An 18,190-nucleotide genomic window follows, 5' to 3' on the forward strand; every position below is an offset into this window, starting at 1 on the left:
GGGGCGTCTTTCTCATTTTTCCGCTCTTTTTTTAATTGTTGAAAACAGTAAAAAATACACTATTTTTTCCTTTTCTTCTCTAATAGAATAAAAACTGCAAAAATATTACATAGCAGGAGGAAAGTTCATGAAACATATAAAAAGCAAAATTCTAGTTGTCCTTACAGTTTGTATGCTGTCCGTCATTTCCGTATTTGCCTTCCAGCCGACCGTATCGAAAGCCTCCTCAGGGCATAACCCTGTTGTCATGGTCCACGGAATCGGCGGGGCGTCCTTTAACTTCGCGGGAATCAAAACATACTTGGCATCCCAAGGCTGGTCAAGAAAAGAGATGTACGCCATCGATTTCTTAGACAAAACCGGAAACAACAGACACAATGCGCCGAGACTGTCCAATTACGTGAAAAAAGTGCTCAGCGAAACAGGTGCGAAAAAAGTCGATATCGTCGCGCACAGCATGGGCGGAGCCAACACGCTCTATTACATTAAAAATCTTGACGGCGGAGACAAAATCGCAAACGTCGTCACACTCGGCGGAGCGAACGGCCTTGTGACCAACCGGGCGCTTCCGGGGACTGATCCGAACCAAAAGATTTTATATACATCGATTTACAGCTCAGCGGACTTAATCGTCCTGAACCCGCTGTCACGGCTGATCGGCGGGAAAAACGTGCAGATTCACGGTGTCGGACACATCGGACTTTTGATGAACAGCCAAGTAAACGGGCTGATTAAAGAAGGTCTGAACGGCGGCGGACAAAATACAAATTAACAGTTTCAAAGCCCCGGAGAATGAGAATATCCCGGGGGCTTTTTTTCTTCCATATTCTTTTTTCGCCGTAAACCAAGCCCTCTGAAGTTATTTTTGTTAAAATAATAAAGTTATATCAGAATTCGGAGGGTTTATTGTGGGAAAAGTGAAAAGAAATGCCCCTTGCCCATGCGGCAGCGGGAAGAAATATAAAAAATGCTGCGGAAGCAAAGAAGCTGCCATTCCGGCAGACATCGCGGCAAAAGAAGCGAAACAGATTCAGGAAAGCCTAATGGAGTACGCCTTTACAGCACATAGAGACGGCATATCATCATTTATTAACCAGCACGCGTTCATTACGGAGCTGGACAGACAGACAAAAGACATCGGAGTCTTCAACCTCGGCATCTGGGGAATTTTCTTCCGTCCGCTGGCAGGCGGCAAGACGATTTTTGAAGAATATCTTCAGAAAAAAGCCGGCGGCATCAACCGCCCGAAAACACGGGAAATCGTTGAATCATGGAAAAGCATGACACCTGCCGTTATGGTGCTTGAAGATGTGAAAGAAGGAATGATTCACTTTGAAGATGTGATGACGAAAAAACAATTCAAAGTGGAAATGGACGTCAGCCAGCAGGATCTTCCGCCGGCGGGAAGCCTGATTCTCGGCTATCCGATCCACGAAGCGGAAAAAGCGGAGTTCTTCATGCAATTTACGATCTTCCCTGTGAAGCGGACCGAAGCTCTAATCAGCAAAGTGAAAAAGGCGGCTGCCCCGGCTCTTGCGGAAGGAAAATCGCCTGAGCGCTTTATGCAGGAAAACTTCGACATTGTGCTGGCCGCTCTTTTAGGAACGGCGGAAGAGCCTGAGCAGGCTGCTGAAGAAAAACAGACAGAGTGGGCCAACGACATGGAGAAGGAAACGGCAGACGCCATTGAAAAAGGCCTGAGCGGGGATGAATACCCGGCTGAGCTGGTTCCGGCCGTAATTGATCTGTGGAAAACGTTCTGTATCAAAAAAACACCGACGATCAGAAAGCCTGAAGCTTTCGCGGCGGCGGTCGAATATTACGTAAACAGCATTTCTCTGAACGGCGCGTCCGTTTCTCAAGCCAAGCTGGCGAAGAAGTACGGCGTCAGCGCCTCAACGATTTCCAGCCGCTATAAGGAAATCGAGGGTGCTCTCACGGATGAAGCCGAACGCTTCGCCGCAGCTCTGACATCTTAATACACAGCCAAAAAAACCTTGAAGGGCAAACGCTTTTCAAGGTTTTTTTTGCAGATAGGCTCTCAGGCAGGATAATTCTTACCGTCTATCTAATACTAAACAGAGCGATAAAAGGAAGGGAGCCTGAGCCATGGATGAGACACGTACGCTGGGCAGGACGGATTTACGGGTAAAGCGTATCGGTTTTGGCGCAAATGCGGTCGGAGGACATAATCTGTTTCCGAATCTTAATGATGAAACGGGAAAAGAACTCATCCGCACAGCATTGGACGGCGGCGTCAATTTTATTGATACGGCGTTTATATACGGTTTGGGGCGTTCCGAAGAGTTAATCGGTGAAGTTGTCGCAGAGCGCGGCGTGCGGGACAGCCTCGTGATTGCGTCAAAAGGCGCGCATAAAGAAGTCAACGGACAAATCGAGCTGGACAACAGCCGTGACTTTCTCCGGAGTGAGGCGGAAAACAGCCTGAAGCGGCTGAAAACAGACGTGATTGATTTGTATTACGTCCACTTCCCTGACGGCAAAACACCGCTCTCCGAAGTGGCGGGCACGCTAAAAGAACTGAAGGACGAAGGGAAAATCAGAGCAATCGGCGCGTCCAATCTCAGCTTCCGGCAATTGCAGGAGTTTAACGCCGACGGCTATTTAGAGGTTTTTCAATCGGAATATTCACTGATTCAGCGTGAGGCGGAGCATGATCTGCTGCCTTATTGTGAAAAGAACGGCATTTCCTTTATTCCTTATTTTCCGCTTGCTTCCGGCTTGCTGACGGGAAAGTTTACAAAAGACACAGTCTTTGAGGACAGCCGAAAGAACAGGCCGCCGTTTCAGGGAGAAGCTTTTCACCAAAATCTGGAGCGAGTGGATAAGCTTCGGGCCGTTGCGGAGGAAAAAGGGGCGCAGACAGCGCATATCGCACTCGCATGGCTTCTGTCGCAGCCGGCGGTGGATGCGATCATTCCCGGAGCCAAACGCCCCGTCCAGCTGAAACACAATCTGGACGCGCTTAATGTGCAGTTAACCGAGGATGAGGTTCAATATATCAGTGACATCTTTAAGTGAAAATAAAAAAGGAAATAGCCTGCGCTATTTCCTTTCTTGTTGTCAGGACGTTTTCAAAAACGCTTCTGTCAATCCTTCCAGATCGGCGTCTGTATCCAGATACCACTGGCCGCGGGCGTTTTTCTTCATCTCAATTTCTCTTGTAACAGAAGAAGAAGCCGGTTTCAGGCGCATAAACTCTTCCGGATAGACAGAAAGCAGGTGGCTGACAATTTCGTTTTCATCAGCATCAGGGTGCTTTCCGGCATAGTCTTGCACGCGGTCTTGCAGCTGGCCCGCAAGCGGAGACATATCAAGCGGCGTCACTTTTGCTTCAAGGACGGCTTTTTTGCCTGACATGGATTTGGTATGCACCTTGAGCTCTGTGTTATCCCGAAGCGCTGATGACATGGTGTCAATAATAGCGGAAATGGCTTTTGAATCCGCCTGTTCTTGTGAAATGCCTGCAGAAGCGATAAAGCTGGCTTTCGCCGATTCCTGATATGCGGCGGCCGTCATTTTTTCATTTACACCAGTCAGGCGGGTGAAATCTTTATTGTGCTTGCCGTACAGCATCACATCAATGTATGCGGATAATGCGTCCGCCGGGTCAGGTTTTGCGTTGGAGGCTGTGCCTTTGACTTTCAGTTTATAAGATAAAGGCTTCGCGTCTTTTGCCTGCGGCTGATATACCAATTCATAGGATTTGCCTTCGTCAGCCGTGAAGTACAGATTGCCCGTCACTGTCTTACCCGCATGAAGCGTGCCGCTCTGCATCAAGTCTTCCTTATCGGCCTTGGCTGTTTTCGCGTCATCCTGATAAAGCGAGAAGTCGCTGCTTTTGACGGTAAGCGGGTCTTTGCCCGTATTTTTGACGGTGACCGTTACTTTCAGCGCGGCCGGATGTTCAGTATCGTCTGAAGCGGCCCATGCCGTCTCTTTTATTTTCACTTTCGCCGTGCTGCTTTCCTGGCCGCCGCTCGTTTCGCTGCTGCACGCGGCGGTAAATGCCGTGAGAAGCATAATGAAAAACACGGCGCTCATTTTTTTGATGGACATCTGGTTTACCCCCTGTTGTTAATGATTAATTCGATAGTCATGAAGACGGACAGGTTAATTATACTAGTTTTGTATAAAAGAGTCTTGGTAATCATCAATCTTTTTGGAAGAAAAGGAAGTGTTATGATGAATAAAGAAGAATTGAAACAGCTGGCTCTCCGAATCGGAAACGTACCTGCCCGCTACGAGAGTAATGTGGAAGAATACCGGGAAGATGAGGTTCTGTTTTGGTGGGAAGATAAGAATGATCCGGAAGCCGGCATCATGGTCGAATTAGACCGGGACGGAAAACTGAAATACTTATCCCGTCCGGCTTTCCGGACTGATCTGCCGCCTCTTTCGGAATCGGACATAGAAAAACGGATGCGGGCGTTTTTAGAAACCCATCGTCCGGGGGCATTGGCTGAGTTTGAATTGGAAACAATCGGCTCCGCAAATGATGGCGATGTGAGATATTCCTATGTTCAGATGGCTGACGGTCTGCCGCTTCCGCTGACCGGGTTTTACGTCGACCTGTCTTTGACCGGGGAAGTAACCGGCTTTTCTTACCATGGGAAGGCCGATAATCTCTTAAGACCCGGAACATTTGCGGACAAGCGGGAAGCATTGGCTCACTTTGTCAAACATATTGAAGCAGAGCTGTTGTTCACCGTACTGCATCAGTCCGTCTATGTGCAGGGGGATGACAAGCCCCATCTCGTCTATGAAATCGTGTCTCCGACGCGGCCGATATCGGCCGACCTGAAGGAAGAGAATGCAGAAATAGATGAATATGAAGAGCTGGAAGACGACACGCGGCCGTATGTCCCGATTTCACGCCCTGAACCTGAAGCGGAAAAGATGAGCATCAATGACATGATAGGGCTGCATGACGGTTTTTATAAAGAGAGGGAAAGCGATCTTGGAGAGGGCTGTATCGGCATTGCCTGGCGTCCTGAAAAAACAAAATCCGTACGGGAAGATAAAAGCTTTGAAAGTTTGTTTAAAGAACGGAATGAACACGTATTGAAAACAAGGTATGATAAAGAATCGGGCCGGCTCACCGGGGTGATGTCATTTATAAAAGTTGAAGGCGAACCGGTGTTTTCCGAGGAAGAATGCCATCACATGGCCGTCCGCTTTTTATTCGCCATGTTTCCGGAAGCGGATCAGTATTTCCGGGTTCAATATGATGAACCGGATGATGAAGGAGAAAACGCAGGGCTTACATTTAAGGCTTGTTCGGGCGGTGTTGATCTGCGATTCGGAGAGGGGAGAATCTGTGTCAGCAAAAAGACGGGTCTTGTCACTGTATATATGCCGCCGGAAATTGATCCGAAAGAGCTCGAGGAAATCGATCCCGTTCCTTCATTGACATTGGGAGAGGCGAAGGATGCGATCCGCCGGGCCATCAAAGCAGAGCTCGCTTGGGATCGTTGTTACGATGACGACAGCTCCGGAAAAGTGTACAGGCTCGTATACAAACCGGTTTTCCCGCGGTTTATTGAGGCTCATACGGGAGAAGCGATCACGAGTTTAATAGGCTGAAGGTCATGGGCGTTCGTCCCGGGGCTTTCACGGGGAGTGTGACATTTGTATGAAAAAGTGCCGCTCTGAATACGGATCTTTTCCCTCTTTGCTAAAAATAGACACATAAAAGGCACTTTCTTCCCTTTAAAAGGATAAGGGCGTTTTTATATAATAAAAAACAGTTCTTTTTTATACACTCTTCTGAAAGGATGACCCCATTGCTGAAAGAACATCTGAGAAAAAAAGCGCTGGAAATCGGGAACATACCGCCGCACTATGAGCTTGAAATAGAAGATTATGATGAAAAACAAAAAACGAAAGCCTATTATATATGGAAAGATCGTAACCAGCCGGATAAAACGGTCACGATTGAGCTGGGCGACGACGGATCTTTGCTTACTTATTCACGCAACGACTGTCCGAGTTCAGACATACAGCTGTCAGAAGCCGAATTAAAGCTGACGGCTCTTCGGTTTGCGGCGAGACACCGCCCGCTTACTTTTATGAATTTCACCTTTCAGGCGAGGGAAGAACGCAATGGGTGCATCCGATTTATCTATACAAAAAAAGTGCTCGGCCGGCCGCTTCCCGATTCAGGTTTTTTCGTTGATGTAACCAGGAGCGGCTTCGTCGTGCAGTTTATCTATTACGGGGATAAGGGTGAAGCGCCCGTTCCGGAAACATTCGTCGATCGGGAAAAAGTCGTCTCGCATTATATGAGTGTGCTGACATTCAGTCTCGTCTATGATGTGGTCAATTTTGAGAAAATACCGCGTCTCGTCTATGAACCGATTCTGCCGGCTTACAGCTATCCGGCCGGTGAAGATGATATCGTGCCGGATCAGCAGCTTTGCGAAGACAGGAATGAGCCGGCAAAACCGCTTCCCGCGTTTGAACATAAACGGGAAATCAGCCTGGATGAATTAATGGGGTTTACCGCGGATATGGTTCAGACGCGCCGGCGCGATCTCGGGGATGAGATCGGAACGACATGGCGGAAAGGGTCGGTTCCGGAACGGAAAGATTTGAGTATCGAAAGCTATTTTGAAAGCAGCAACAAAAATACAATGAAGATGAAAACGGACAAAAAGACAGGGAAAATGACAGCCTTTAAATCTTTTATTGAGCATCAGGGCCCGGCCTTTTATTCTGCGGAAGAGTGTGAGGCCGTCGCGCTTCAATTTTTATACAAGCTTTATCCGAGAGCGGACGAGTTTTTTAAAATGAACCCGCTGAAAACGGACGGAAGGGGCAGGTTCCGCTTCCATTTTTCCATATGGCATCAGGATATTCCGCTGCGGTTCGGCGCTGCGAGAATACTTGTCAGTCCCGTAACGGGGCTTGTGGAAGCTTACATGGCGCCTGACATTGACCCGGAGCAGCTGGAGAAGATCAATCCGGTGCCGGCCGTTACTCCCGAAGAAGCAAAGGCCGCTTTTTTATCCGATTTCCATCTGCGGCTGGAGTGGCAGCGCGATTTTACGCCGTCCGGCAATGAAGGATATAAGCTTGTGTACAGGCCTGTCTATCCTCCGTACATTGATGCGCAAAAGCGAAAAAAGAAAAGGTTTTATTAGCCAGGGATCATTTGTAAATGAGGATAATCTTTAAAGCCTCTCCAATCGCCTCCCCAATCAAAACCGAGCGTTTTGGCAATCGATACGACCTCAAGCCAATCGGGCGTGCCGTTTCGGTTTCCGTCGTACGCCATATCCCAAATCAGGCTTCCATCCTTTTTTTGCAGGGCGAAGTCGATCGCAAGGCCGTAATTGTGGTAAGATTCCCCGCCTTTTGCGTAGGTGACGATATTTCCTTTTTTTGAACGTCCTTGACGGTACAATTCGTTTTGTTCCTCAATTGATCTGAAACCCTCTGTGATAACGACGGTGATGCCTTTTTTCAGAGCGGCCGTCTGCAATAGCTCCGCATTCTGCCTCACGAGCGGATGAAGAGCGCTTGGAATGGCTCTATCTTGTAATGCCGTCTGCGGCCTCAATTCTTTCTGCACATAGGAAAAACATAGGTCTGCGGAAAAGAAGAGGATCAAAAGCAGCGCAATTCTGACTGGTCGTTTCATGGTGAATTCTCTCTTTCTTTAATTGATTAAAATCTTTGTTTGCTCACTGCCATAAATTTGCTATGATAAAATATAACATAATTAGTAGCCGGAGGAAGGAGGCAAATCTATGAAATCCAAGATTCCATCTGAAGAAGTGGCCGTAAAGATGAATGAATGGTATAAGCTGATCCGCGCGTTTGAAGCCGATAAAGCTGAAGCGCTGAAGCAGGAGATTCAATATGAACTCGAAGATATGGAAGAGAACCAGGATTTATTGTTGTATTTTTCATTGATGGAATTTCGGCACCGCATCATGCTGGATAAATTAAAACCCATGAAAGACGGCGACTGCCAGCCTCCGTTCTCTGAAATGCTCACTGAGATTGAGATGAACCAGCAAAAGCTGACCGGCTTACTGGAATATTATTTTTACTATTTCAGGGGAATGTATGAATTTAAGCAGAAAAACTTCATCTCAGCGATTTCTCATTATAAGCGGGCTGAGGAAAAGCTTGAATATGTGGAAGATGACATAGAGAAAGCCGAGTTTCTGTATAAAATTTCTGAGGTGTACTATCATATCAAGCAGACTTTCTTTTCGATGAATTACGCGGGGCAGGCGCTTGATATTTACAAGAAATATGAATTATACGGAATGAGAAGGGTGCAGTGCAAATTTATCATTGCCGGAAATCTGATGGACGCCCAGCAGCATAAAAAAGCGCTGGAATACCTCGAATGCGCCTTGGAACACGCGGAGCGGCTTGATGATCAATATATGATTGCTGCGGCCTATTATAATATCGGGCACTGTATGTACAGTCTGGGTGACTTTTGCAAGGCGGCGGAGGATTTTGAACGGGCGGCTGCCGGATTTGAAGCACACAGCTTCCGGCAGGTCATCCAGGCTGTTTTTTCACTCACGCATATCTACTTTAAAACGGAAAAATACAGTGAAGCCGCCGCCAGCTGCGCGCGGGGCATGAGAAGCGCGGCGGAATGGGAAGATGAGATCTATATGACGAAATTCCGTCTGATTAAAGAGCTTTATCAGGGGGAAGGCGGACAGGATTCGCTCAAAGAGTATTTTGACATTCTGGAATCAAAAGAGCTGTTGGCTGACACGGAGGAACTGCTTCAGGACGCGGCTCATTTCTTTCATAAACGGGAGAACTACAAAGCGGCATCTTATTTTTTCAGCAGGCTTGTCGGCGTGCAAAAAAGGCTGCAAATGAACAACTACGCATAATGAAAAAAAGAACGAGGGAGCTTCGGTTTCATCGTTCTTTTTATGATCTCTTTTGTTTTCAGCTGATTAAAACCGGGTACATGCTCTGTATTAACATCAGGGAGGAAAAGAGACAATGTATCAGGATTTACAGGGAAAAACAGCAATCGTAACAGGTTCTTCGAAAGGAATCGGAAAGGCCATTGCCGAACGCTTCGGCAAGGAGCGGATGAATGTGGTTGTGAATTACCTCGGTGATTCCTCCGGAGCGGAAGAAGCGGCGGACATCATTGAGAAAGCGGGAGGCAGAGCCGTCACCGTAAAAGCCGATGTATCCTCAGAAGAAGGGATTCAGGCGCTGTTTCATGCTGCGCAGGAGCATTTCGGGGGTGTGGACGTGATGGTCAACAATTCCGGCTTTAATGGGACCGAAGCGATGCCCCATGAAATGAGCCTGGAGGATTGGCAAAGGGTCATCGACGTCAACGTGACCGGCACCTTTTTGGGGGCGAAAGCGGCACTGAAACATATGCTCGAGCGCGGCAAAAAAGGAACGGTCTTAAACATATCGAGCGTTCATCAGCAAATACCGCGTCCTGAAAACGTGCAGTACTCGGCATCCAAAGGCGGGATCAAAATGATGACGGAAACGATGGCGCTCAATTACGCAGACAAAGGCATCCGGGTGAATGCCATCGCTCCCGGCACGATCGCCACGGAGTCCAATAAGGATCTGGAAGATGAAACACATAAACAAGCCCAGCTGAAAAAAATTCCGATGAACGCCTTCGGAAAACCGGAAGAAGTCGCCGCGGCCGCCGCATGGATGGTGTCGGAAGAAGCGAGTTACGTGACCGGAACGACACTTTTCGTCGACGGAGGCATGACGCTTTATCCGTCTCAGCTGGATAGATAAAAGAGGAGGGGAAACCTTCTCTTTTTTGTTTAGAGCAGGGTCATAAAGGAAATGGTTTTCTAAAAAAACAGGGGGATCGCAAGATGGCGAATGACTGGTGGAAAGACGCCGTTGTCTATCAAATCTATCCGCGAAGCTTTCAAGATACGAACGGCGACGGCATAGGCGACCTGCGGGGGATTATCGCGCGTCTCGATTATATAAAAGAACTTGGCGCTGATGTGATATGGATCTGCCCGATTTACCCGTCGCCAAACGTCGATAACGGCTACGATGTGACGGATCATCAAGCAATTATGGAATCTTACGGAACGATGGAGGACTTTCACGATCTGCTTACAGAATGCCGCAGCCGCGGATTAAAGCTTGTGATGGATTTCGTCTTAAATCATACCTCCACGGAGCATCCTTGGTTCAAAGAGGCGGAAATGAATCCGGACAGCAAATACCGCGATTATTATATTTGGCGGCCGGGCACCGCGGACGGCCCGCCGACCGATTGGGTGTCGGATTACGGACAATCCGTCTGGCAGTACGAAGAACATACGGGCGAATATTACCTGCATATGAACGCCGTCAAACAAGCCGATCTGAATTGGGAAAATCCCGAGGTTCGGCAATCAGTGTACGAGATGATGAGATTTTGGCTCGATAAAGGCGTGGACGGATTGCGTATAGACCAGCTCCATCTCCTGTCAAAAAAAGAATATTTGCCGCCATATGAAGATTACATCGCCCGCCGGGCCGATCCGAAGCCTTTCCGGCCAAACGGGGCACGGATACATGATTACTTAAAAGAAATGACGAAAGAGGTATTTTCCAAATATAACGTGATGTCGGTCGGCGAGGCTGGATCAGTGACGCCTGAGGAAGGACTCGTCTACACGGGAACCGATGAGCATGAACTGAATATGATTTTTCATTTTCAGCATATGGAGCTTGATCAAAAGCCGGGCCAAGAGCATTGGGATGTAAAACCGCTTGAGCTGTCCGATTTGAAAAAAGTGCTCACAGACTGGCAGGAAAAACTGGAACATCGAGGCTGGAATACGCTGTATTGGTGCAATCATGACCAGCCCCGGATCGTATCCCGTTTCGGAGATGAAGGCACATACCGCAAAGCATCCGCCAAAATGCTTGCCGCCCTGCTTTATTTCATGAAAGGCACGCCGTACATTTACCAGGGGGAAGAAATCGGCATGACAAACGCTCCGTTTGACAGAATAGAGGATTATCAAGATATTCAGACCGTCAATATGTATCATAAAAGGGTATTTGAAATGGGCCGCAACAGGGAAGAAGTCATGGCGTCCATTATGGCGAAAAGCCGGGACCATGCCCGTACACCGATGCAGTGGGACGGCAGCAAGAATGCCGGATTTACGGAGGGCGAACCGTGGCTCACGGTCAATCCCAATTACAAAACCGTCAATGCGGCCGAGGCTCAGGATGATCCCGATTCTATATTGAACTTTTACAAAAAACTGATCCGCCTGCGAAAACAGTATGCTGATATCATAAAAGGCAGCTACACGCTGCTGCTTCCTGATGACCCGCAGCTGTTTGTGTATGAAAGACAGGCAAACGGACAAAAACTCATGTCCATCAGCAACGTATCGGAAGAAGAAGCCGTCTTTTATTGGCCGGACGGCTCCGAACCTGAAAGCGCCGAGCTTCTTCTCAGCAACTATGAAAATGACGGCGGCACGGAATCCCGCATTACATTCCGCCCATACGAAACAAGAGTTTATCTGCTTGCCTGATATGTGATATGACGCCCCCGTCCATACATGACGGGGGCTTTTTAGGTAAATCGGATATCAATTTAGAAAAAAATATCTTGCAAAACGTAATTACTTCGTTTTATTATGGTATAGGTAACAAATGAACGAGAAAGTACGCTTTGGAAATCGTCATCATTCTGATTTACAGAACAGGGGGAAACGGCTTGTTTAAAAAATGGAGCGGAATCATTGTCATTGCGGCATGCTTTTTAATCGCGGCGGGCTGCGGCAATTCATCTTCAAAAGGTTCGTCAGGTTCTTCAAAAAGCGGCAAACTGCACGTCGTGACGACCTTTTATCCTATGTACGAATTCACGAAACAAATTGTCAAAGACAAAGGCGATGTAGACATTCTCATCCCGTCTTCGGTCGAACCCCATGATTGGGAGCCGACGCCGAAGGATATCGCCGGCATTCAAAACGCCGATCTTTTCGTATACAACAGCGAATATATGGAGACATGGGTTCCTTCAGCGGAAAAAAGCATGAGCTCTGATCATGCGAAGTTTGTAAAGGCGTCAAAAGGAATTGACTTACTCGAAGGTTCGGATGAAGAGGAAGAGGAACATGGACACGGCGGTCATGACCACAGCCACAGCATGGACCCTCACGTGTGGCTCAGCCCGGTTCTTGCGCAAAAAGAGGTCAAAACCATTACGGCGCAGATCGTAAAACAGGACCCGAAGAATAAAGCATACTATGAGAAAAATAGTAAAGAATATATTGCAAAACTGCAGGATCTTGATAAACTATACCGTACAACATTAAATAAAGCGGCGAAAAAAGAACTGATCACACAGCACGCGGCATTCAGCTATCTCGCCAAAGAATACGGCTTAAAACAAGTCGCGATTGCAGGCCTTTCTCCTGAAGAAGAGCCGAGTGCGGCCAAACTGGCGGATCTCAAAACGTTTGCCAAAAAGCATGATGTGAAGATCATCTACTTTGAAGAAGTTGCATCGCCTAAAGTTGCAGATACACTTGCCGGTGAAATCGGCGCGAAAACGGAAGTGCTCAATACACTGGAAGGTTTAAGCCAAAAAGAACGGGATAAAGGCATCGGTTATATCGACATTATGGAGAAAAACCTTGATGCACTGAAAGATTCGCTATTGGTTAAATAACATAGTGTGCGCCGCGGGGTGCACACTATTTCTATGCGGGAAAGGAAGGTCAGCATGAATCTCGTTACATTACAGGATATCGTTTTTGGTTATTCGCATACACCCGTGCTTGACGGCGTGTCGCTGGAAATCAAAAGCGGCGAATTCGTCGGTATTACAGGGCCGAACGGCGCGTCAAAATCGACGCTCATGAAAGTCATGCTCGGCATGCTCAGACCTTGGGAAGGAACGGCCGAGATCAGTAAAAAAAACGCAGCCGGAAAACGCCTGACAATCGGCTATGTTCCGCAGCAGATTTCTTCATTTAACGCAGGATTCCCAAGCACGGTTCTGGAGCTTGTGCAATCAGGCCGTTATACGAAAGGAAAATGGTTTAAACGATTGAACGAAACGGATCACCACGAGGTGGAAAACGCGCTGAAGATGGTGGAAATGTGGGATTTCCGCCACCGGAAAATCGGCGATTTATCCGGCGGACAGAAGCAGAAAATCTGCATTGCGAGAATGCTTGCGAGCAATCCGGATCTGCTGATGCTTGATGAGCCGACAACCGCGGTTGATTATGAAAGCAGACAGGGGTTCTACGAATTTATGCACCATCAGGTGAAAAATCACAACCGCACCGTCGTCATGGTGACACACGAACAAAACGAAGTACAGCAGTATCTGGATAAAGTCATACGGCTTGAGAGGGGGGAAAAAGGCGGATGGAAATGTTTGACTTGGAATTCATGCGACGAGCTTTTCTAGCGGGAAGCATGATCGGAATTATGGCGCCGATATTAGGCGTATATCTCGTGCTGAGAAGACAGGCGCTGATGGCGGATACGCTGTCTCATATTTCATTGTCGGGCGTGGCCATCGGTTTTTTTCTCAGTACCAATATTACGGCGGCGAGCATCGTTGTCGTCACGATCGGAGCGATCGGCATTGAATACATGCGGCGGGCGTACCGTACATATTCAGAGGTATCTATCGCAATTTTAATGGCGGCCGGGCTGTCGTTTGCGATGTTTCTGATCAGCCTGTCAAAAGGCGGCGCATCGATGAGCATAGATCAATATTTATTTGGATCGCTTGTGACGGTCAGCCAGCAGCAGGTCTATATTATCGGCGGAATTACCCTGTTGATCCTGCTTTATTTCATTATATTAAACAGACCGCTCTATCTGCTTACCTTTGACGAGGCGACGGCAAAGACATCAGGCATTAACACAAACCTCCTGTCAATGTCATTCAGCATCGTGACGGGGCTGGCGATTTCGGTCATTATTCCGATTATCGGCGTGCTGCTCGTTTCCGCGCTCCTCGTACTGCCCGCGGCTTTTGCAATCCGTATCGCCAAAGGGTTTAAATGGGTGTTTGCGGCAGCCATTATTATTTCTCTTTTCAGTGTGTTCATGGGGCTGACGTCTTCGTACCAGCTCGGAACGCCTCCGGGGCCGTCAATCACTTTACTGTTAATCATTCTGCTTCTGCTCGGGTTTACGCTGCAGGGGATTTGGAATGCGTTTAAAAAAGGAAAAGAACGAAAAAATCGCCGTTAAGCGGTGCAGCAGTCTCATCTGCTGCTCCGTTTGACGGCTTTTTTTTTACAGAAATATATCAGCAAGACGCTCATATGACTCTTTTTTTGCTTCGAAATCAAAGACGTTGCACAGCACCATCATCTCTTTTGTCTGATACCGCTCGGAAAGTTCAAGCAGACGGCGTTTCACTGCGGCAGGAGAGCCGATCACCATCCGCTTCCTGTTTTCTTCTATCTGTTTACGGTCCTCCGGCGAATACGGATAAGCCTTCGCTTCTTCCACACTCGGCACGCGGCTGTCGGCGCCTTTTCCGACACGAAGAAGCCATAAATCCTGGCTTAAGGCGAGTTCTTCCGCTTTCTCATCCGTAGCCGCGCATATGACGAAAATGGCACAGAGCGAGGCGGGAGCGGAAAAATGGGCGGAGGCCCGGAAATGGTCCCGATAGATCTGAAAGGCTTTTTCCCCGCGTTCCGGATTAATGAAATGGCCGAAGACATAGCCCGCACCTTGAAGAGCGGCGCGTCTGGCGCTGTTTTCCCCGAGGCCGAGCACCCAAAGCTGCGGGGCTGTTTCAATCAAGGGCGCTGTTTTTATTCCTGCATAAGCATGGTCCGAGGGAACTGAATCTGTCAGAAAGGATGATAAATCCTGAAGCTGCCTGTTAAACTCGGTCATGCTTTTCTTTACCCCGTCTGTGAGGGCGAGCCGGATTTTCGTTGTGCCGCCCGGTGAGCGTCCGACCCCAAGGTCAATCCGGTTCGGGTGCAGCGCCTCAAGCTGACGGAAAGTTTCCGCGACTTTATAGGGGCTGTACTGCGGCAGCAGCACGCCGCCTGATCCGACACGGATGGATGTTGTAGCTGCGGCGGTATGAGCGATCATAATTTCCGGCGAAACGCTTGCGAGCCCTCTTGTGCCGTGATGCTCGGCAAACCAGTACCGCTTATAGCCCCATCCTTCACTGAGGCGGGCGAGCTCCGCTGAACGGCGGAGCGTCTCGTGCGGCCCGTTTCCTTTGGATACGGGCGCCTGATCAAGTATGCTTAAATCAATCACTCGTCTGCCCCTTTCCTGACATGTATTGATACAAGGATAGGAAAAATGTTCAGTCCCCGTCAATTTCTTTGTTTTCTCTATTCTCTCCGGAACGAAGGAGAATATAGGAAGTGATTTTTCGCCGTTTTTCGCCAAAAATTCTTATGTTTTATGAAACTTTGATATAATAAAAGACGTATATCTTAATAAACACCGGGATTCTTGTCCCGGAATTTAGTAAAAATGCGCACTTGCGGCGTGCTTAGCGGCACCCTTACAGAATAGGAGTGAATCATATGGCGATCTCTTTACAAAAAGGACAGCGGATTGATTTAACAAAAGGAAAAGCCGGCCTGTCAAAACTGCTGGTCGGACTCGGCTGGGACCCTGTATCATCCGGGGGCTTTTTCGGAAAGCTGTTCGGCGGAGGCGGTGCCAATATCGACTGTGACGCTTCCGTACTGATGCTTGAAAATGATAAAATGACAGACAGCAAAAACGTCATCTATTTCGGCAATCTGAAAAGCCGGTGCGGCGGTGTCGTACATACGGGTGACAACCTGACGGGTGAAGGCGACGGCGATGATGAACAAATTCTCATCGATTTGGCGAAAGTGCCCGCTCAGATTAATAAACTTGTGTTTGTCGTCAATATTTACGACTGCGTCAGACGAAAACAGGACTTCGGCATGATTCAAAACGCGTTCATCCGCGTTGTTGATCAGGCTAATCGCGAAGAACTGGTGACTTACAATTTAAGAGATAACTATTCAGGCAGAACGAGCCTGATCGCGGCTGAAATCTACCGCGAGGACGGCGAGTGGAAATTCGCCGCAGTAGGAGAAGGTACAAACGATACAAAAATCGGCGATATCGTTAACCGATACGCCTAAACGATAAAAAGGAGAGTGCTCACATGGCAATTTCATTGGCAAAAGGACAAAAAGTAGATTTGACGAAAACAAATCCGGGTCTTTCTAAAGTCGTTGTCGGCCTTGGCTGGGATACAAACAAATACGACGGCGGACATGATTTTGATTTAGATTCCAGCGTCTTTCTACTAAATGAAGCAGGAAGATGCGCGTCGCCCGATGATTTCATTTTCTATAATCAGCTTGAAGGCGGAAACGGCTCTGTCGCACATTCAGGCGACAACCTGACAGGCCAGGGCGAGGGCGATGACGAAAGCGTAAGAGTCAACCTGAGCGCGGTGCCTGCGGCTATTGACAAAATTTCATTCGTCATCACGATTCATGAAGCGGAAGCGCGCGGCCAAAACTTCGGACAAGTTTCCAACGCGTTCGTGCGTATTGTCAATGAAGAGACAAATGAAGAGCTGATCCGCTACGATCTGGCTGAAGATTTCTCAATTGAAACAGCCATTATCGCAGGGGAGCTTTACAGACATAACGGCGAATGGAAATTTTCCGCGATCGGCTCAGGCTACCAAGGCGGACTGGCCCGTATTGCGACAGATTACGGCCTGCAAATCGGCTGAACCATATCAAACACAGAAGGGAGAGGACGGCACATGGCTATTCAATTATCGAAAGGACAGCGTGTTGATCTGACAAAAACGAACCCCGGCCTTACAAAAGCGGTGATCGGCTTAGGCTGGGATACGAACAAGTACTCCGGAGGGCATGACTTTGACCTTGACGCGTCGGCTTTTCTTGTCGATGCCCATGACAACTGTGTAAATGATCTTGATTTTGTTTTCTACAATAACCTGGAACACCCAAGCGGGGGCGTCATCCATACGGGAGACAACCGGACGGGCGAGGGCGAGGGCGACGATGAACAAATTATCGTCGACTTCTCAAAAATACCCGCAAATATTGAAAAGATCGGCATCACCGTCACGATTCATGATGCGGAAGCGCGCGGCCAAAATTTCGGACAAGTGTCTAACGCGTTCGTGCGCGTCGTCGATGAAAACAGCCAGAATGAACTGCTTCGTTTCGATTTAGGGGAAGACTTCTCGATTGAAACGGCGGTTGTCGTTTGTGAGCTTTACCGCCATGGGGCTGAGTGGAAGTTTAACGCCATCGGCAGCGGGTTTTCCGGCGGTCTGGCATCACTTTGCCGGAATTACGGCTTGCAGGTGTAAGCAGGAAATTACCGTTTTACTAAATAGGAGGAAAAAACTTGGATTTTCTACATCATATTATGTCGACCTACGCTTCCTTTTTTGATTGGAAAATGTGGGGTGAGGTGCTGACTGACCCTGTATCATGGGGGCTGATCGGTTCCTTGGTTCTGCTGGAAGGGCTGCTGTCGGCCGACAATGCGTTAGTGCTTGCGGTTATGGTAAGGCATCTGCCGGAAAAACAGCGGAAGAAAGCATTAACATACGGATTGTTCGGGGCATATATTTTCCGTTTTATCTTTATCGGGATCGGAATGCTGCTCATTAAGTTCTGGTGGATCAAAGTGCTTGGCGCGCTGTACCTGGCTTGGCTCGTCATTAAGCATTTCTGGATCGGAGAAGGTGATGATGATACGGAAGGCATGAAGAAAAATTCATGGATGGTCCGTACGTTCGGAATTTTCTGGGCCACTGTCGTTTCAGTTGAGTTAATGGATCTGGCCTTCTCTGTTGACAGCATTTTGGCCGCGTTTGCGGTATCGGAAAAAGTGTGGGTGCTCTTGATCGGCGGTATGCTTGGCATTCTCATGATGCGTACAGTCGCAAAAGTATTCCTTGTTTTAATTGATAAAATCCCTGAGCTTGAAAACACGGCTTTCGTGCTGATCGGGATTATCGCCGTGAAAATGGCGGCGAGCGCCTTTGATTATGAAATGCCGCACGTTGTGTTCTTCGGAATCATCATCGCTGCGTTTGTGGTAACGTTTATTATCCACTATTTCAACAAACAAAAGCAGGTTCAGGAGCAAACGGCTGCATCTAAAGAAGAATAAA

18 protein-coding genes are annotated in these 18,190 nt (G+C 48.2%); 15 read left to right on the forward strand and 3 right to left on the reverse strand.

The features are described 5' to 3' along the window. Positions 1–127 precede the first annotated feature (127 nt). From OTK50_RS18580 to OTK50_RS18590, 3 genes are all read left to right on the forward strand, one after another. A complete protein-coding gene (locus OTK50_RS18580) occupies positions 128–772 on the forward strand; it encodes an esterase/lipase family protein (protein ID WP_025284183.1) in 645 nt (214 codons plus the stop codon). A 136-nt stretch (positions 773–908) separates the two neighbouring features. After that, on the forward strand, positions 909–1,979 hold the full coding sequence (locus tag OTK50_RS18585; protein WP_094031470.1) for a helix-turn-helix domain-containing protein: 1,071 nt from the start codon (positions 909–911) through the stop codon (positions 1,977–1,979). A gap of 130 nt (positions 1,980–2,109) precedes the next feature. Next, positions 2,110–3,042, forward strand: coding sequence for an aldo/keto reductase (locus tag OTK50_RS18590; protein WP_094031471.1), 933 nt, complete (start codon positions 2,110–2,112; stop codon positions 3,040–3,042). Positions 3,043–3,084: 42 nt separating this feature from the next. On the opposite strand, the gene OTK50_RS18595 is transcribed toward OTK50_RS18590, so the two are convergent. Next, complete coding sequence (locus OTK50_RS18595; RefSeq protein ID WP_094031472.1) at positions 3,085–4,080, reverse strand: DUF5105 domain-containing protein; 996 nt, start codon at positions 4,078–4,080, stop codon at positions 3,085–3,087. Between the two features lie 126 nt (positions 4,081–4,206). On the opposite strand from OTK50_RS18595, the gene OTK50_RS18600 reads away from it, so the two are divergent. Further along, positions 4,207–5,607, forward strand: coding sequence for a YcdB/YcdC domain-containing protein (locus OTK50_RS18600; RefSeq protein WP_266121997.1), 1,401 nt, complete (start codon positions 4,207–4,209; stop codon positions 5,605–5,607). 200 nt (positions 5,608–5,807) lie between these two features. After that, complete coding sequence (locus tag OTK50_RS18605) at positions 5,808–7,166, forward strand: YcdB/YcdC domain-containing protein (protein WP_130571649.1); 1,359 nt, start codon at positions 5,808–5,810, stop codon at positions 7,164–7,166. On the opposite strand, the gene OTK50_RS18610 is transcribed toward OTK50_RS18605, so the two are convergent. Then, on the reverse strand, positions 7,163–7,666 hold the full coding sequence (locus OTK50_RS18610) for a M15 family metallopeptidase (RefSeq protein WP_045206609.1): 504 nt from the start codon (positions 7,664–7,666) through the stop codon (positions 7,163–7,165). The genes OTK50_RS18605 and OTK50_RS18610 overlap by 4 nt on opposite strands. A 109-nt stretch (positions 7,667–7,775) precedes the next feature. Here OTK50_RS18610 and OTK50_RS18615 point away from each other — a divergent pair, with 109 nt between their 5' ends. From OTK50_RS18615 to OTK50_RS18640, 6 genes are all read left to right on the forward strand, one after another. Further along, positions 7,776–8,897, forward strand: a complete 1,122-nt coding sequence (locus OTK50_RS18615; protein ID WP_088461478.1) for a tetratricopeptide repeat protein — start codon at positions 7,776–7,778, stop codon at positions 8,895–8,897. Between the two features lie 115 nt (positions 8,898–9,012). Beyond that, a complete protein-coding gene (locus tag OTK50_RS18620) occupies positions 9,013–9,792 on the forward strand; it encodes a glucose 1-dehydrogenase (RefSeq protein ID WP_224224009.1) in 780 nt (259 codons plus the stop codon). An 83-nt stretch (positions 9,793–9,875) separates the two neighbouring features. Beyond that, entirely contained in the window at positions 9,876–11,555 is a 1,680-nt protein-coding gene (locus OTK50_RS18625) for a glycoside hydrolase family 13 protein (RefSeq protein WP_224224010.1), read from the forward strand. 185 nt (positions 11,556–11,740) lie between these two features. Beyond that, positions 11,741–12,700: a metal ABC transporter substrate-binding protein gene (locus OTK50_RS18630; RefSeq protein WP_029973931.1), complete on the forward strand. Its 960-nt coding sequence runs from the start codon at positions 11,741–11,743 to the stop codon at positions 12,698–12,700. Between the two features lie 54 nt (positions 12,701–12,754). Further along, positions 12,755–13,450, forward strand: a complete 696-nt coding sequence (locus OTK50_RS18635) for a metal ABC transporter ATP-binding protein (protein WP_003156655.1) — start codon at positions 12,755–12,757, stop codon at positions 13,448–13,450. Continuing rightward, a complete protein-coding gene (locus tag OTK50_RS18640; protein WP_007409044.1) occupies positions 13,408–14,247 on the forward strand; it encodes a metal ABC transporter permease in 840 nt (279 codons plus the stop codon). The genes OTK50_RS18635 and OTK50_RS18640 overlap by 43 nt, the downstream gene beginning before the upstream one ends. 45 nt (positions 14,248–14,292) lie before the next feature. On the opposite strand, the gene OTK50_RS18645 is transcribed toward OTK50_RS18640, so the two are convergent. After that, a complete protein-coding gene (locus OTK50_RS18645) occupies positions 14,293–15,288 on the reverse strand; it encodes an LLM class flavin-dependent oxidoreductase (RefSeq protein ID WP_007409045.1) in 996 nt (331 codons plus the stop codon). A gap of 275 nt (positions 15,289–15,563) precedes the next feature. On the opposite strand from OTK50_RS18645, the gene OTK50_RS18650 reads away from it, so the two are divergent. The 4 genes from OTK50_RS18650 to OTK50_RS18665 are packed head-to-tail and all read left to right on the forward strand — an operon-like array spanning position 15,564 to position 18,189. Continuing rightward, the gene (locus OTK50_RS18650) at positions 15,564–16,160 is read left to right on the forward strand and encodes a TerD family protein (protein WP_003156649.1); all 597 of its coding nucleotides are present in this window, start codon (positions 15,564–15,566) and stop codon (positions 16,158–16,160) included. Between the two features lie 23 nt (positions 16,161–16,183). After that, on the forward strand, positions 16,184–16,765 hold the full coding sequence (locus OTK50_RS18655) for a TerD family protein (protein ID WP_003156648.1): 582 nt from the start codon (positions 16,184–16,186) through the stop codon (positions 16,763–16,765). Between the two features lie 33 nt (positions 16,766–16,798). Continuing rightward, entirely contained in the window at positions 16,799–17,377 is a 579-nt protein-coding gene (locus OTK50_RS18660) for a TerD family protein (protein ID WP_032872756.1), read from the forward strand. Positions 17,378–17,415: 38 nt separating this feature from the next. Continuing rightward, complete coding sequence (locus OTK50_RS18665) at positions 17,416–18,189, forward strand: TerC family protein (RefSeq protein WP_003156644.1); 774 nt, start codon at positions 17,416–17,418, stop codon at positions 18,187–18,189. Position 18,190: the final 1 nt, after the last annotated feature.

The organism is Bacillus sp. NEAU-CP5 (assembly GCF_026420705.1).
GTDB classification, from domain to species: domain Bacteria; phylum Bacillota; class Bacilli; order Bacillales; family Bacillaceae; genus Bacillus; species Bacillus velezensis.

Coding starts and splice junctions, on each gene's coding strand:
- OTK50_RS18595 (WP_094031472.1), bottom strand. CDS start 4,080: ATGTCCATCAAAAAAATGAGCGCCGTGTTTTTCATTATGCTTCTCACG.
- OTK50_RS18620 (WP_224224009.1), top strand. CDS start 9,013: ATGTATCAGGATTTACAGGGAAAAACAGCAATCGTAACAGGTTCTTCG.
- OTK50_RS18635 (WP_003156655.1), top strand. CDS start 12,755: ATGAATCTCGTTACATTACAGGATATCGTTTTTGGTTATTCGCATACA.
- OTK50_RS18600 (WP_266121997.1), top strand. CDS start 4,207: ATGAATAAAGAAGAATTGAAACAGCTGGCTCTCCGAATCGGAAACGTA.
- OTK50_RS18625 (WP_224224010.1), top strand. CDS start 9,876: ATGGCGAATGACTGGTGGAAAGACGCCGTTGTCTATCAAATCTATCCG.
- OTK50_RS18640 (WP_007409044.1), top strand. CDS start 13,408: ATGGAAATGTTTGACTTGGAATTCATGCGACGAGCTTTTCTAGCGGGA.
- OTK50_RS18615 (WP_088461478.1), top strand. CDS start 7,776: ATGAAATCCAAGATTCCATCTGAAGAAGTGGCCGTAAAGATGAATGAA.
- OTK50_RS18580 (WP_025284183.1), top strand. CDS start 128: ATGAAACATATAAAAAGCAAAATTCTAGTTGTCCTTACAGTTTGTATG.
- OTK50_RS18590 (WP_094031471.1), top strand. CDS start 2,110: ATGGATGAGACACGTACGCTGGGCAGGACGGATTTACGGGTAAAGCGT.
- OTK50_RS18655 (WP_003156648.1), top strand. CDS start 16,184: ATGGCAATTTCATTGGCAAAAGGACAAAAAGTAGATTTGACGAAAACA.
- OTK50_RS18660 (WP_032872756.1), top strand. CDS start 16,799: ATGGCTATTCAATTATCGAAAGGACAGCGTGTTGATCTGACAAAAACG.
- OTK50_RS18650 (WP_003156649.1), top strand. CDS start 15,564: ATGGCGATCTCTTTACAAAAAGGACAGCGGATTGATTTAACAAAAGGA.
- OTK50_RS18610 (WP_045206609.1), bottom strand. CDS start 7,666: ATGAAACGACCAGTCAGAATTGCGCTGCTTTTGATCCTCTTCTTTTCC.